Source organism: Isoptericola sp. NPDC056573 (genome assembly GCF_042793335.1).
In the GTDB taxonomy this organism is placed as follows: domain Bacteria; phylum Actinomycetota; class Actinomycetes; order Actinomycetales; family Cellulomonadaceae; genus Isoptericola.
Genome location: NZ_JBHTUY010000014.1, coordinates 40,838 through 54,819, shown reverse-complemented (window position 1 = coordinate 54,819; position 13,982 = coordinate 40,838). Strand labels below are relative to the sequence as shown.

The following is a 13,982-nucleotide window of genomic DNA, read 5'->3' as shown; positions in this document are numbered from 1 at the left end:
TACGGGGCCGGGTCGGTACGGGCCGGGTCAGTACGGGGCGACGTCGCCGCTGGCGACGGACTCGGTGAGGGTCGAGAGCGCGTCCGCGGTCTCGGGGTCGTCGCCGCACAGGACGAACTCGGTACCGCCACGCTCGGACGTCAGGCCGAAGGGCACCTGCGCCGCCTCCCACGTGCCGTCCAGCACCGCCTGCACGGCGTACTCGACCTCGGTGCCGATGTCCGTGCGCACGTACCCGGCGTACGGTCCGGTGCACTCGCCGGGGATCGGCCCGCCGATCATCGCGGCGTCCGCGTCGGCCGCGGCCTGCTCGATGCCCTGCTTGCCGAGGTTCACGATCTGCCCGACGACGTCGACCCCGACACCGAAGTTCGCGGCGGCGGCCTGCTTCGCCTTGGCCGGGTCGTTGAAGTCGCCGAGGAACTGCGGCGTCACCACGGTGGTGCCCGGGACGGCGGCCTCGGCGCCGTTCGCGAAGGCGGCCGAGGCGTTGACGATGGCCGGCAGCTCGACCCCGCCGATGAAGCCGATCTTCCCGGTGGACGACGACAGGGCCGCGACGGCGCCCGAGAGGTACTCGGCCTCTGCCTGCTGAGGGTCGTAGTAGGCGAGGTTGTCCAGCGGCTCGGCGTCGGCCGGCCCGCCGATCTCGACGAACGTGACGTCGGGGAACTGCGGAGCCACCTTGCGGAGGTCGGCGTCGGTCTGCCCGCCCACGGAGATCACCAGGTCGGAGCTGCCCGCGAGCCGCACCAGGGTCTGCTCGTAGTCGGCCGCGGCGACCTCCTCGACGAACGACATGTCGACCTCGTCGCCGAGCTCCTCCTCGACCCGCTGGTACCCGAGGTAGGCCGACTGCATGAACCCCGTGTCCGAGGTCGAGCCGGGGAGGAACACGCCCACGGCCAGAGGCCCGTCGGCCGTCGGGTCGGTGCCGGAGGCGGCAGGGGAGCCGCAGGCCGCGAGAGCGAGGGTCCCCGCGGCGGCGAGCGCGGTGGCCAGGCGCCGGCGGGTCGGTGCGGCGGCAGACGGTCCGGTGCGGTGGGTGCGGGTTCCGGGGCGGGGGCTGCGCATGTCGTCCTCCAGTGAGTTAGCGGTATACCACTAATGGAGGAGTCTCGGGACGTCGTGTTTCCAGGGGGTCAACCGGCCGTAAATGCTGCGTGACCGTGCATCGGTCAGCCGGCGCGCCGGCCCCGGTTGCGCGACCGGGTCGCCTCGACGGGGTCGACGGGGGAGGAGGCCCAGGTCTCGGCGAGCGCGAGGCTCGGCCCGCGTCCCGAGGCCACGTGCCGCTGGGCGAGCGCGCCGACGGTCTCCGCGTCGCGGGCCTCGATCGCCGCGAGCATCGCCGCGTGCTCCTCGCACTGCTCGCGGGTGTCCCGACGCTTCGTGAGGTGGAAGAGCCAGCGCACCCGGGCGTCCAGCGGCGCGAGCATCGACCGCAGCAGCGTGTTGCCGCACGCCTGCACCACCGCCGCGTGGAAGCCGGCGTTCGCCGCGGCCGTCGCGGCGTCGTCGTGGGCGTCGAGGGCCTCGCGCGCGGCCTGCACGGCGGCCGCCATCGTCTCGAGGTCGGCGGCCGTGCGACGCAGCGCCGCGAGCCGGAACGCCAGCACCTCGACGCTCTCGCGGACCTCGAAGAGCTGCTCGACGTCCTCGCGCGTGAAGGGCGCGACCAGCGCCCCCTGCCGGGGCACCAGGATGACCAGGCCCTCGCCCTCGAGCTGCTGGAGCGCCTCGCGGAGCGGGACGCGCGAGACGCCGAGCTCGGCGGCGATGTCCCTCTCGACCAGCCGCTGACCCGGATGGAGGTCGAGGCCGATGATGCGTGCCTTGATGGTCTCGTAGGCGGTCTCGCGCAGCGAGCGGCTGTCGCCGCGGGGCGCGGGGGGCGTGGTCACGCACCGATCCTAAGGAGCGGGCGGGGCCGGTGGCCGGACCGGGGCCCGGCCTAGACTGGTCCGGTGATCCGACGCATCGACCTCCGCGGGCAGGACCTGACCCGCACCGAGCTGCTCGGGGTGCTGCCGCGCCCCGAGATCGGGGTGGACGAGGCCGTCCAGGCCGTCACCCCGATCATCGCCGACGTCCGGGCCCGCGGTGCCGCCGCGCTCCGCGACCTGTCGGAGCGCCTCGACGGCGTGCGTCCGGAGCATCTGCGCGTCCCGGTGGAGGCGCTGGCCGCCGCCCTCTCGGGGCTCGACCCGCAGGTGCGGGCGGGGCTCGAGGAGGCCATCCGGCGGGTCCGGGCGGTGCACGCCGCGCAGGTGCCGACGGAGCACGCCACGCAGCTCGCGCCGGGTGCGGTGGTGCGACAGCGGTGGGTCCCCGTGCAGCGCGTGGGCCTGTACGTGCCCGGTGGCCGCGCCGTGTACCCGTCGTCCGTGATCATGAACGTGGTCGCCGCGCAGGAGGCCGGGGTGCCCGGGCTCGCCGTCGCGTCGCCGCCGCAGAAGGACGCCGGTGGGCTGCCGCACCCGACGATCCTCGCGGCGTGCGCGCTGCTCGGCGTCGACGAGGTCTACGCGGTCGGCGGGGCCCAGGCGGTGGCGATGTTCGCGTACGGCGCCGCCGGCACCGAGCCGCAGGACGGCGACGTGCTGTGCGACCCGGTGGACGTCGTGACGGGCCCCGGCAACGTGTACGTGACGGCGGCCAAGCGCCTGGTGCGCGGCGTCGTCGGCATCGACGCCGAGGCCGGGCCCACGGAGATCGCCGTGCTCGCCGACGAGACGGCCGACCCGGGGCACGTCGCCCTCGACCTCATCAGCCAGGCCGAGCACGACCCGATGGCCGCCTCCGTCCTGGTCACGCCGTCCGTGGAGCTGGCCGGCGCCGTGGAGGCCCGGCTGAGCGACCTGGTGGGCTCCACCAAGCACTCGGCCCGCGTCCTGCAGGCGCTCGGCGGACCGCAGTCCGCCGTCGTGCTCGTCGACGACCTGGAGCAGGGTCTCGCGGTGGTGGACGCCTACGGCGCGGAGCACCTGGAGATCCAGACCGAGGGGGCAGCGGCGCTCGCGGAGCGCGTGCGATCGGCGGGGGCGATCTTCGTCGGTCCGTGGTCGCCCGTCTCCCTCGGCGACTACATGGCGGGCAGCAACCACGTGCTCCCCACCGGCGGCTCCGCGCACTTCTCCAGCGGCCTCGGCGTCCACGCCTACCTCAAGTCCGTCCAGGTGGTGGAGTACACCCGCGACGCGCTCGAGGAGCTCGCCGACCGCATCGTCGCCGTCGCGAACGACGAGGACCTGCCCGCGCACGGCGAGGCCGTCCGCGGGCGCTTCCTCTGAGCAGCCGCACCACGCCCACGACCGGTCCTCGCCGGCGCGCGGAATAGTGTGCCAAGCGGCACGGCCCACGGCGTCGGCCACGTCGGAGGGCCGTGCGAGCATGGACGCATGCCCGCGCCGCCACCCCGCCTCGACCCGGTCGTGGTGGGCGACGTCGTCGGGAGCGCCGCGTTCCGCCGCGCCCAGGGCTACCAGCGTGCGGGCATGGTGCGCACCTGGCACTGGGACCCCGACGCGCGGGCGCTCACGGCCCGCGTCGCGGGCAGCGGGGCGCAGCCCTACGCCTGTCGCGTGACGTTCACCGTCGGGGCCGACGGGCGGTACGCCTACGACGGGTCGACCTGCAGCTGTCCGGTGCGAGCGGACTGCAAGCACGTCGCAGCCGTCCTGCTGCACGTCGGTGCCCAGCCCGAGGCGGTCGGGACCGCCGTGGCCGCCGTCAGCGGTGACGAGGACGGCGACGAACCCGTGGGCTGGAGGGGGCGCCTCGCCGCGGTGACCGGAGCCCCGGACGCCGGGTCCCGCCGGCCGGCCGCGCACGGCACCCGCGACGGCGGCACCCTGCCGGTCGCGCTGCGGTTCCGGCTCGACGAGGAGTTCGGCGGCCTGCCCCCGGAGCTCTCGGTGCGGCCGGTCGTGCCGGGGCGCACCGGCTGGAAGGTCGCGCCCGAGGCGAGCTGGGAGGCGCTGGCCACCGGCCTGTACGCGTTCGCCGACGTGCGGGCCACGCCCGCGCCCGAGGTGCGGCGCTGGTTCGCCGACCTCGGGTCCGCCCTCGGCGACGGGGGCGGGTTCGGCCGCGGCCGGCGCGCCTGGCGCCCCCTGGCCGCCGGCGGCCGCGGGCTGTGGGCGCTGCTCGCCGAGGCCGCGGACCTGGAGATCCCGCTCGTCGCGCACGGGGCGCGTGACGAGGTGCTCCTGGCGGACGCGGCGGAGCTCCGCCTGAGGGTGGGGACCGCGGTCGGCGCGGCGGACGGCGGGGTGCACCTGGACCCGGTCGTGGCCTTCGACCGCGTCGACGTGGCCCCGGGTGCACCGCTCGGCACGGTGGGGGACACCGGCCTGTACGCGGTCGAGGCCTCCGGCCGGCGGACCGTGCTCCGGCTGGGGCCCACGCCGCGGCGGCTGTCCGACGCCGCGCGGGAGCTCGTGGCCGTGGGCCGGGTGGAGGTGCCGGGCGACGACGTGGCGGAGCTCTACGCCGAGCACCTCCCCGCGCTCCGTCGCGCCGTGCGCGTCGTCACCGACGGCTCCGTCGCGCTGCCCGACCCGCCGCGCCCGGTGCTCGTGGCCGAGGTCGCCTTCCCGTCGCCGGAGCACGCTCTCCTGACGTGGGCGTTCGAGTACCCGACGCTCGAGCACACGACCCCGGGCGCGGGCAGGGTGCGTCGCGTCGCGCTGGACGGGGCGACGTCGGACCCGGTGCGGGACCCGGAGGCCGAGGCCGAGATCCGGGCCAAGGCGCAGGCGACCGTCCGCGGCGTGCCCGGCTTCGAGCGCTTCGACCTCGCCGCCCGGACGGACGTCAAGGGCCTGGACGCACTCGACCTCGCCCACGGCGTGCTCCCCGCGCTGGCCGCCACGGGCGACGTGCGCGTCGAGGCCGGCGACGTGCCGCACTACCTGCACTTGGACGCCGCGCCCCGCGTGGTCGTCTCGGGCGCGCCCTCGGGGGACTCCGACTGGCTCGATCTCGGCGTCTCGGTGACCGTCGGCGGCAAGGAGCTCCCGTTCGCCCGCCTGTTCACCGCCCTCGCGCGCGGCGACAAGCGGCTGCTCCTCGTCGACGGGTCGTGGCTGCGCCTCGACCAGCCGGTGCTGGGCCGCCTGCGTGACCTCATCACGGAGGCCACTGCGCTGAGCGACCGGCCGGGCAAAACGCGGGTCAGCCGCTACGACGCGCACCTGTGGGGCGAGCTCGAGGACGTGGCGGACGTCGTCGAGGCCGCGGAGGCCTGGCGGCGGTCGCTGGCCGGCCTGCGCGCGCTCGCCGCGGGGGAGCGTGTCGCGGAGGCGTTGGACGTGCCCGACGGCGTGCGCGCCGAGCTGCGGCCGTACCAGCGGCAGGCGTTCGAATGGCTGACCTTCCTGTGGCAGCACGGGCTCGGGGGGATCCTGGCCGACGACATGGGGCTCGGCAAGACGGTCGAGACGCTCACGTTCCTGGCGCACGCGCGGACGACGGCGGCGGACGCCCCGCCCTTCGTCGTCGTCGCCCCGGCCTCCGTGGTCGGGAACTGGGTGGACGAGGCGGCGCGCTTCACCCCCGGGCTGCGGGTGGTCGCGATGCCCGCGACCTCGCGCACGCTCGGCACCGACCTGGCCGAGCTCGCAGCCGGGGCCGACGTGGTCGTCACGTCGTACGCCGTCTTCCGTCTCGAGTTCGACGCGTTCGACGCGCTCGAGTGGGGCGGGCTGATCCTCGACGAGGCGCAGGTGGCGAAGAACCCGCGCACGCGGGCGCACGAGACCGCCCGGCTGCTGCGCGCCCCGTTCAAGCTGGCGGTCACGGGCACGCCGCTCGAGAACAACCTCATGGAGCTGTGGGCGGCCCTCGCGATCGTCGCGCCGGGGCTGTACCCGTCGATGCACCGCTTCAAGGCGGAGACCGCGCGGCTGGTCGACGCCGCGGCCGCCGACGACGACCCCCAGGTGGTCGCGGCCGGCAACCGCGCGCTCGCACGCCTCAAGCGGCGCATCCGCCCGCTCGTGCTGCGCCGCACCAAGGAGCAGGTCGCCCCCGAGCTCCCCGAGCGCACCGAGCGCGTGCTGCGCGTGCCGCTCACCCCCGACCACCGCAAGGTCTACGACACCCACCTGCAGCGCGAGCGACAGCGGCTGCTCGGGCTGCTGGAGGACTTCGACGCGAACCGCGTGGCGATCTTCCGGTCGTTGACGACGCTGCGCCGCCTCGCGCTCGACGCGTCGCTCCTCGACGACGCGTACGCGGGCGTGGGCTCCGCCAAGCTCGACGTGGTGACCGACGAGCTGACCGAGATCGCCGCGGAGGGCCACCGGGCGCTCGTCTTCTCGCAGTTCACGTCGTTCCTGCGGCGCGTCGAGCAGCGCGTCACCGCCGCTGGGCTGCCCGTCGTCTACCTCGACGGCGCCACCCGCCGGCGCGCGGACGTCGTGCGGGCCTTCAAGGAGGGCGACGCCCCGGTGTTCCTCGTCTCGCTCAAGGCGGGCGGCGTCGGGCTCAACCTCACCGAGGCCGACTACGTCTACCTGCTGGACCCGTGGTGGAACCCCGCCACCGAGGCGCAGGCCGTCGACCGCACCCACCGCATCGGGCAGACCCGCAACGTCGTCGTGACGCGCCTGGTCGCGCAGGACACGATCGAGGAGAAGGTCATGGCGCTCGCGCGGCGCAAGGCCGCGCTGTTCGACGCCGTGCTCGACGACGTGGCGGGCACGTTCGCCCGGGCGCTCGCGGCCGACGACGTCCGGGGGCTGCTCGACGGCTGACCCCGGTGCCCCGCCGCGGCGCGCGCGGACCCGTCAGCGCACGCCGAGCACGAACGGGTGCACCGCCGCGGCGCCGGCCTGGCGCAGCAGCCGGGCGGCCACCGTGAGCGTCCAGCCGGACTCGGTCCAGTCGTCCACCAGCAGCACGGTGCGGCCCGGCAGGCCGCGCAGGGCGGCGTCGCCCAGCTCCGGTCGCAGGCGCCGCGCCACACCCGCGAGGCGCATCGCCGAGTTCACGTCGTGCCGGTCGGGCTGCTCGGAGCCGGCGGCCGGCCCGACCGCGCCGATGAGCGGCACGCCCAGGTAGGCGGCCAGCCCCGAGGCCAGGTGGTAGGTGAGCTGCGGACGGGTGGCCGACCGCACCGCGACCACGCCCTCGATCGCGTGGGACGCGCCCGCGTCGTCCGCCCCGTCGCCGCCGTCGCTGCGGCCGGGGTGGATGGCGTCCCAGTCGTCGAGGACCCGCGCGGCGGCGTGCCGCAGCGGCACGGGCACCTCGCCGTCGGGTGCACCCGCCGCGAAGAGGTCGCGCAGCGGGCCCGACCAGCCCAGGCCGTCGAGGCGGGCGACCGCGCGTCCCGGCTCGGCGCGCTCGCCGGGCGCGATCTTGCCCTTGAGGTCGAGGCCGAGGGCGGCCAGCCCGGACGGCCACATCGCGCGCGGTCCGACCTCCACGCCGGGCCGGTCCATGTCGGCGCGCGCGGCGGCCACGGCCTCCGCGTCGGGGACGGCGGGCAGCGTGACACCGTCGCACCGGTCGCAGCGGCCGCAGGCCCAGCCGTCGGGCAGCTCCGGGTCGTCGAGCTGGGCGCGCAGGTACGCCATCCGGCACCCGGAGGTGGCCACGTAGTCGACCATGGCCTGCTGCTCCGCCTGGCGGGTGGCCTCCACCCGTGCGTAGCGCTCGGCGTCGTACGCCCAGGGGGTGCCGGTGGCGACCCAGCCGCCCTGCACGCGGCGCACCGCGCCGTCGACGTCGAGCACCTTGAGCATCGTCTCGAGCCGGGACCGCTTGAGGTCGACCTGCGTCTCGAGCGCGGCGGTCGACTGCGCGCCCTCGGACGCCCCGAGGGCGCCGAGCGTGGCGCGGACCTGCGGCTCGGCGGGGAACGCCTGCGACCCGAACCAGTCCCAGATCGCCCGGTCCTCGTGCCCGGGCAGAAGCACGACGACGGCGTCGTCCACGCCACGGCCCGCGCGGCCCACCTGCTGGTAGTAGGCGATGGGGGAGGAGGGGGCGCCGAGGTGCACGACGAACGCGAGGTCGGGCTTGTCGAAGCCCATGCCGAGCGCGGACGTCGCCACCAGGGCCTTGACCCGGTTCTCCTTGAGGTCCTCCTCCAGCTGCTCCCGCTGGGTGGGGTCGGTCCGGCCGGTGTAGGCCGCGACCGCCAGCCCCGCGCCCCGGAGCTGCTCGGCCACCTGCTCGGCGGCGGACACGGTGAGGCAGTAGACGATGCCCGACCCCTCGACGTCCTGCAGCGCCTCCACGAGCCACGCCACCCGCGTGGGCTGGTCGGGGAGCTCGAGCACGGCGAGGTGCAGCGACTCGCGGTCCAGCCCGCCCCGCAGCACGAGCACGTCCTCGTCGGGGACGGGGTCGCCGCCGGCGGCCGTTCCGTGCACGCCGAGCTGCTCGGCGACGTCGGCGGTGACGCGGGCGTTGGCCGTGGCCGTCGTGGCGAGGACGGGGATGCCGGGCGGCAGGTCGGCGAGCAGCGTGCGGATGCGGCGGTAGTCGGGCCGGAAGTCGTGGCCCCAGTCGGAGATGCAGTGCGCCTCGTCGATCACCACGAGGCCGGCGTCGGCCGCCAGGCGGGGGAGCACCTCGTCGCGGAACGCCGGGTTGTTGAGCCGCTCGGGCGAGCACAGGAGCACGTCGACCTCGCCCGCCGCGATGTCCGCGTGCACCTGGTCCCACTCGGTGACGTTCGAGGAGTTGATCGTCACGGCGCGGATCCCGGCGCGCGACGCCGCCGCGATCTGGTCGCGCATGAGCGCCAGGAGCGGGGACACGATGACGGTGGGACCCGCGCCCCGGGACCGCAGCAGGGACGTCGCGACGAAGTACACGGCGGACTTGCCCCACCCGGTGCGCTGCACGACGAGCGCGCGGCGGCGGAACGCGACGAGCGCCTCGATCGCGCGCCACTGGTCCTCCCGCAGCGTCGCGTCCTCGCGGCCGACCAGCGCGCGCAGCGACTCCTCGGCCTGCTCGCGCAGCGTGCCGCCGCCCTCGCCCGCGCTGTCGAGCAGCCCGCGGAGCATCGCGAGCTTCGCGCGCTTGGCGGCGTCGGGCGCCGACGCAGTTTCGGGGGACGGGACGGGCGGCGGGGCGGTCCGCGGCCCGGGCGGGGCGCCGTGCTCGTTCTCGTTCTCGGGCGCCTGGTCGTCAGGCGGCGGGACGTCCTCGTCCGTCGGGTCGAACACGAGGTCGGCGTACGGGTCGTCGGGGTGGCTCACGTCTTCGATCGTAGGGGGCGCCGCCGACGGCTCCGGCCCGTCCTCCACAGGCCGTCAGCGCACGTACTCCCGCAGGAGCGCCACGGACGACGCCACCACCGCGACCACCTCGGCCGCGGCGGCGACGATCTCGGTGGCCCCCGCGAACGTCTCGTTGACGCCGTAGAAGCCGACCGTCGTCGACAGGACGAACGCGAGCAGCGTCAGGCCGCCGAAGCCGATGCCGCCGACGAGCGGCAGCCAGTGCCGCCAGGCCACGAGCAGCCCGGCCAGCACGACGCCCGCCACGGCGTTGAGGAGGAAGAGGGGGCCGACGACGGCGATCGTGTCGTAGCCGTCGACGTACAGCACGACGTGGACGACGGCGGAGACGAGGACCGCGAGCGCGGCCGCGAGTCGCCAGCCGCGCGCGACGGGCGGCCGGGCCGAGGGGGTGGGCCGCGGCCGGGGTGGCACCGCGCCGTGCGACGAGTCCATGATGATGATGCTCCCACTCCTCGGTGGTGCCGTCAGCGGAAGCGTCCGGCGGGCCGGGGCCCGACCCACCGGAGGCGCCATGCCGACCAGCCCAGCGACCAGCCCTCAGGCCAGCCCTCAGGCCAGCCCGACCGTGCCCGACGCGGCCGCCTGCTCCTGCGGTCCGACCCGCCGACAGCTGCTGCGCGGCACGGGCGCGGCGGCGGGCGCGATCGCGGGCGCCGGGGTGCTCGCCGCCTGTGCCGAGCAGAAGCCGACGCCGCAGGAGGCCGCGGCCTCCGCGAGCGCGGCGGGCGCGGGCACGGTCGTCGTCGCGCTCGCCGACGTGCCGGTGGGCGGCGCCGTCGCCGCGAAGGTCGGTGGTCAGGACGTGCTCGTGACCCAGCCGACCCAGGGCGAGGTGCACGCGTTCAGCGCGATCTGCACGCACGCGGGCTGCACGGTCGCGCCCGGCGAGGGCGAGCTGCTGTGCCCGTGCCACCAGTCGCGCTACGCGCTGACGGACGCCGCGGTGCTCGGCGGGCCGGCGCCCGAGCCGCTCCCGTCGATCCAGGTCGAGGTCTCGGGGGACGACGTCGTGCGCGGGGAGCGTCAGCTCCGCATGTCCATGACGACGCGGCCGTCGATGCTGCCCGCGATCATCTCGTCGAAGATCGCGTTGATGTCGCCGAGGGGGCGCACCGTGTAGGTCGGGTCGACCTTGCCGCGGGCGAAGAAGTCGAGGGCCTCCGCCATGTCCTTGCGGGTGCCGACGATCGAGCCGCGCACGGTGAGCCCGAACAGGACCGTGGTGAAGATGTCCAGCGGGAACTTCTCCGGGGGCAGGCCCACGAGGGACACCGTGCCGCCGCGGCGCAGCGCGCCGACGGCCTGCGGGAACGCGTGGGCGTTGACCGCGGTCACCAGTGCGCCGTGGACGCCGCCGCCGGTCTTCTCCTGCAGCTCGGCCGCGGCGTCGGCGGAGGTGGCCGCGTTCACGGTCACCTCGGCCCCGTGCTTGCGCGCAAGCTCGAGCTTGGCGTCGTCGACGTCGACCGCGGCGACGCGGCGGCCCATCGCGACCGCGTACTGCACGGCGATGTGGCCGAGGCCGCCGATGCCGGAGATCAGCACCCACTCGCCCGGCTTGGTGTCGGTGACCTTGAGGCCCTTGTAGACGGTGACGCCGGCGCACAGGATCGGGCCCACGGCCGACAGGTCGACGCCCTCGGGGACGATCGGGGCGTACCGGGAGTCGACGAGCATGTACTGGCCGAAGGAGCCGTCGACCGAGTAGCCGCCGTTCTTCTGGTTCGGGCAGAGGGTCTCCCAACCGGTCTCGCAGTACTCGCACTCGCCGCAGGCGCTCCACAGCCAGGCGTTGCCGACGGTGTCGCCGACCTTGACGCGGGTCACCTGGTCGCCGACGGCGACGACGTGCCCGACGCCCTCGTGGCCGGGGACGAACGGCGGGCTCGGCTTGACCGGCCAGTCGCCGTGCGCGGCATGCAGGTCGGTGTGGCACACCCCGGTGTAGTCGACCTTGACCAGGGCCTCGTGCGGGCCGGGCGTCGGGATCTCTCGGTCCTCGACGGTCAGGGGCTCGGTGAACGAGTGGACGACCGCGGCCTGCATGGTGCTCATCTGCTTCTCCCTCTCACGGGCCGCTCGCGGGCGGCCCACATGTCGAACTGCTGATACCTCGACGGTAGGCGCGATGCCTCCGCGACGCAGCCCCAGGGCCTTGTGAAGGCTGTCACAAGCCGCACGATCAGGCCGTTCGCTGCATGTGTAATCCTTCACAAAGTGGATGGTCGGTCGATCCGGCACGGTCGGCAGCGGTCGGCCCGACCCGGGCTCGCGTGCCCGGCCGAGGGGCGGACGCCGCCCTCGGGCGCTCCGGCCGTTCCGTAGACTGGCGCGGTGACCACCCCCCTGTCCGCCGCACCCGCGGGCGGCGTCGACGGCGCGCGGCTGCCGCTGCGTCCCGAGCTCGCCGCCGAGGTGCCCTACGGCGCCCCGCAGCTCGACGTGCCTGTGCGGCTGAACGTCAACGAGAACCCGTACGCCCCGTCGGAGGCCGTGGTCGCGACGATCGCCCACCACGTCGCCGAGGCGGCGCGCGGGCTCAACCGGTACCCGGACCGCGACTTCGCCGCCCTGCGTGGCGACCTGGCCGACTACCTGGCGCTCGAGTCGGGGGTGCGGGTCGCGCCCGAGCAGGTCTGGGCCGCCAACGGCTCCAACGAGGTCATGCTGCACCTGCTGCAGGCGTTCGGGGGCCCCGGCCGCACCGCGCTGTCCTTCGCGCCGACCTACTCGATGTACCCCGAGTACGCGCGCGACACGCACACGCGCTGGGTCACCGGCCGCCGCGAGACCGACTTCACGCTCGACGTCGACCACGCGGTCGCGACGATCGAGGAGGTCCGCCCGTCCGTGGTCCTCCTCGCCAGCCCGAACAACCCGACCGGCACGGCGCTGCCGCTCGCGACGGTGGAGGCGATCCTGGACGCCGCGGCGAGGACCGAGGTGCCCGACGCCCCCGAGCGCGACGGTCGCCGCGCCGGCGCCATCGTCGTGGTCGACGAGGCGTACGCGGAGTTCCGCCGCCCCGGCACGCCGTCGGCCCTCGAGCTGCTCGGCACGCACCCCCACCTCGCGGTCTCGCGCACGATGTCGAAGGCCTTCGCCGCGGCCGGGCTGCGGCTCGGCTACCTGGCCGCCTCCACCGCGCTCGTCGACGCCCTGCGTGTCGTCCGGCTGCCCTACCACCTGTCGGCCGTCACGCAGGCGGCCGCACGGGGAGCGCTGGCGCACCACGACGAGCTGCGGGCCCAGGTGCGCGACCTGCGCGACGAGCGCGACGCCCTCGTGGCGTGGCTGCGCGCGCAGCGCGTGGACGGCCGCCCGCTGCAGGTGGCGGACTCCGACGCGAACTTCGTGCTGTTCGGCACGTTCGAGGACCGGCACGCCGTCTGGCAGGGCCTGCTCGACCGCGGGGTCCTCATCCGCGAGACGGGGCCCGACGGCTGGCTGCGCGTTTCCGTCGGCACGCCCGGCGAGAACGCCGCGTTCCGGGCCGCGTTCATCGAGGTCGTCAGCGAGACGGTCACCGGCGCCACGGCGCCCGAGGAGGAGGACTGATGCAGCACCGCACGGCCCGCGTGGAGCGCACGACGAGCGAGTCGAGCGTCGTCGTCGAGCTGGACCTCGACGGCACGGGGCGCACGGAGATCTCGACGACCGTGCCGTTCTACGACCACATGCTCACCGCGCTCGGCAAGCACTCGCTGATCGACCTCACGGTGCGCGCGACCGGCGACACCCACATCGACGCGCACCACACGGTCGAGGACGTCGCCATCGTGCTCGGCGAGGCGCTGCGCGAGGCGCTGGGCGACAAGCGCGGCATCTCCCGCTACGGCGACGCGACCGTGCCGCTCGACGAGGCGCTCGCGCTCGCGGTCGTCGACGTCTCCGGCCGGCCGTACCTGGTGCACTCCGGCGAGCCGGAGGGGCAGGAGTACCACCTCATCGGCGGGCACTTCACCGGGTCCCTCACGCGGCACGTGCTCGAGTCGATCGCCCACCACGCGGGCATCTGCCTGCACGTGCGGGTCCTCGCGGGCCGCGACCCCCACCACATCGTCGAGGCCCAGTTCAAGGCGCTCGCCCGCGCGCTGCGCGCCGCCGTCGCCCCCGACCCGCGCGTCGAGGGCGTCCCGTCCACGAAGGGTGCGCTGTAGCCGCATGACCACCGATCCCGACCGGCAGCCCGACCCGCAGCCGGACCTGCCCGACGACCTGCCCGAGGGCTTCGAGGTCCCCGACGACCTGTCGGGTCTCGACGGCACCCGCAAGGACCCCGACCTGGCGGTCCTCATCACACAGATCGCCGGCGCGGAGCCCTTGGCGGCCGCCTGCTCGCTCGCGGAGCTCGACGTCGACGCCGTGCCCACGCCCGTGGGCGCCGTCGCCGTGCTGCGCGACACGAGCGACGATGCCCCCGACCACGCCGCCGCGGCGATCTCGAAGCTCGTGGCGGGCGTCCCGCTGGTGCTCGTGACCCGCTGGGGCGAGCAGCTCACCTGCGTGCGCTACGCCGACGGCGAGGCGCAGGGCGAGCTGCCCCCGGGCCTGGTGCTGGGAGGCGCGCCGGAGGCGCTCGAGGACCTCGTCACCGGCCAGCTCACGGTGGCCGACCTGCCGGGCGTCGTGCCGTCGACGAGCATCGGCCGCTTCAAGGCGATGCGGATGCTCACGGGCGCCGCGCGCAAGGCCCGCAAGAAGCAATAGGGG

At 75.4% G+C, this 13,982-nt stretch carries 11 protein-coding genes; 6 read left to right on the top strand and 5 right to left on the bottom strand.

What is annotated here, in order from left to right:
- Positions 1-27 precede the first annotated feature (27 nt).
- Positions 28-1,074 carry a BMP family ABC transporter substrate-binding protein gene (locus ACFQ8E_RS19705; protein ID WP_430552259.1) on the bottom strand — a complete coding sequence of 349 codons (1,047 nt, stop codon included), beginning with the start codon at positions 1,072-1,074 and terminating at the stop codon, positions 28-30.
- Positions 1,075-1,178: 104 nt separating this feature from the next.
- On the bottom strand, positions 1,179-1,904 hold the full coding sequence (locus ACFQ8E_RS19700) for a GntR family transcriptional regulator (protein WP_430552258.1): 726 nt from the start codon (positions 1,902-1,904) through the stop codon (positions 1,179-1,181).
- 63 nt (positions 1,905-1,967) lie between these two features.
- On the opposite strand from ACFQ8E_RS19700, the gene hisD reads away from it, so the two are divergent.
- The gene (gene hisD / locus ACFQ8E_RS19695) at positions 1,968-3,293 is read left to right on the top strand and encodes a histidinol dehydrogenase (RefSeq protein ID WP_430552257.1); all 1,326 of its coding nucleotides are present in this window, start codon (positions 1,968-1,970) and stop codon (positions 3,291-3,293) included.
- Positions 3,294-3,401: 108 nt separating this feature from the next.
- The gene (locus tag ACFQ8E_RS19690) at positions 3,402-6,761 is read left to right on the top strand and encodes an SNF2-related protein (protein ID WP_430552256.1); all 3,360 of its coding nucleotides are present in this window, start codon (positions 3,402-3,404) and stop codon (positions 6,759-6,761) included.
- 33 nt (positions 6,762-6,794) lie between these two features.
- On the opposite strand, the gene ACFQ8E_RS19685 is transcribed toward ACFQ8E_RS19690, so the two are convergent.
- Positions 6,795-9,029 (bottom strand): RecQ family ATP-dependent DNA helicase, encoded by a 2,235-nt coding sequence (locus ACFQ8E_RS19685; protein ID WP_430552304.1) that lies wholly within the window; start codon positions 9,027-9,029, stop codon positions 6,795-6,797.
- Positions 9,030-9,278: 249 nt separating this feature from the next.
- Complete coding sequence (locus tag ACFQ8E_RS19680) at positions 9,279-9,701, bottom strand: hypothetical protein (protein WP_430552255.1); 423 nt, start codon at positions 9,699-9,701, stop codon at positions 9,279-9,281.
- A 79-nt stretch (positions 9,702-9,780) separates the two neighbouring features.
- On the opposite strand from ACFQ8E_RS19680, the gene ACFQ8E_RS19675 reads away from it, so the two are divergent.
- Complete coding sequence (locus ACFQ8E_RS19675) at positions 9,781-10,389, top strand: Rieske (2Fe-2S) protein (protein ID WP_430552254.1); 609 nt, start codon at positions 9,781-9,783, stop codon at positions 10,387-10,389.
- On the opposite strand, the gene adhP is transcribed toward ACFQ8E_RS19675, so the two are convergent.
- On the bottom strand, positions 10,293-11,324 hold the full coding sequence (gene adhP / locus ACFQ8E_RS19670) for an alcohol dehydrogenase AdhP (protein WP_430552253.1): 1,032 nt from the start codon (positions 11,322-11,324) through the stop codon (positions 10,293-10,295). The two genes, ACFQ8E_RS19675 and adhP, sit on opposite strands and share 97 nt — an antisense overlap.
- A gap of 279 nt (positions 11,325-11,603) precedes the next feature.
- Between adhP and ACFQ8E_RS19665 the strand changes: the two genes are divergently transcribed.
- The 3 genes from ACFQ8E_RS19665 to ACFQ8E_RS19655 are packed head-to-tail and all read left to right on the top strand — an operon-like array spanning position 11,604 to position 13,979.
- Entirely contained in the window at positions 11,604-12,827 is a 1,224-nt protein-coding gene (locus tag ACFQ8E_RS19665) for a histidinol-phosphate transaminase (RefSeq protein WP_430552252.1), read from the top strand.
- Positions 12,827-13,429, top strand: a complete 603-nt coding sequence (hisB, locus tag ACFQ8E_RS19660) for an imidazoleglycerol-phosphate dehydratase HisB (protein WP_430547395.1) — start codon at positions 12,827-12,829, stop codon at positions 13,427-13,429. The genes ACFQ8E_RS19665 and hisB overlap by 1 nt, the downstream gene beginning before the upstream one ends.
- A gap of 4 nt (positions 13,430-13,433) precedes the next feature.
- Positions 13,434-13,979 (top strand): hypothetical protein, encoded by a 546-nt coding sequence (locus ACFQ8E_RS19655; RefSeq protein ID WP_430552251.1) that lies wholly within the window; start codon positions 13,434-13,436, stop codon positions 13,977-13,979.
- The last annotated feature ends 3 nt before the right edge of the window (positions 13,980-13,982 follow it).

What these genes read in the sequence shown, in the direction of transcription:
- ACFQ8E_RS19705 (WP_430552259.1), bottom strand. Translation starts at nt 1,074, where the DNA reads ATGCGCAGCCCCCGCCCCGGAACCCGCACCCACCGCACCGGACCGTCT.
- ACFQ8E_RS19690 (WP_430552256.1), top strand. Translation starts at nt 3,402, where the DNA reads ATGCCCGCGCCGCCACCCCGCCTCGACCCGGTCGTGGTGGGCGACGTC.
- ACFQ8E_RS19685 (WP_430552304.1), bottom strand. Translation starts at nt 9,029, where the DNA reads ATGCTCCGCGGGCTGCTCGACAGCGCGGGCGAGGGCGGCGGCACGCTG.
- ACFQ8E_RS19680 (WP_430552255.1), bottom strand. Translation starts at nt 9,701, where the DNA reads ATGGACTCGTCGCACGGCGCGGTGCCACCCCGGCCGCGGCCCACCCCC.
- ACFQ8E_RS19675 (WP_430552254.1), top strand. Translation starts at nt 9,781, where the DNA reads ATGCCGACCAGCCCAGCGACCAGCCCTCAGGCCAGCCCTCAGGCCAGC.
- adhP (WP_430552253.1), bottom strand. Translation starts at nt 11,324, where the DNA reads ATGAGCACCATGCAGGCCGCGGTCGTCCACTCGTTCACCGAGCCCCTG.
- hisB (WP_430547395.1), top strand. Translation starts at nt 12,827, where the DNA reads ATGCAGCACCGCACGGCCCGCGTGGAGCGCACGACGAGCGAGTCGAGC.
- ACFQ8E_RS19655 (WP_430552251.1), top strand. Translation starts at nt 13,434, where the DNA reads ATGACCACCGATCCCGACCGGCAGCCCGACCCGCAGCCGGACCTGCCC.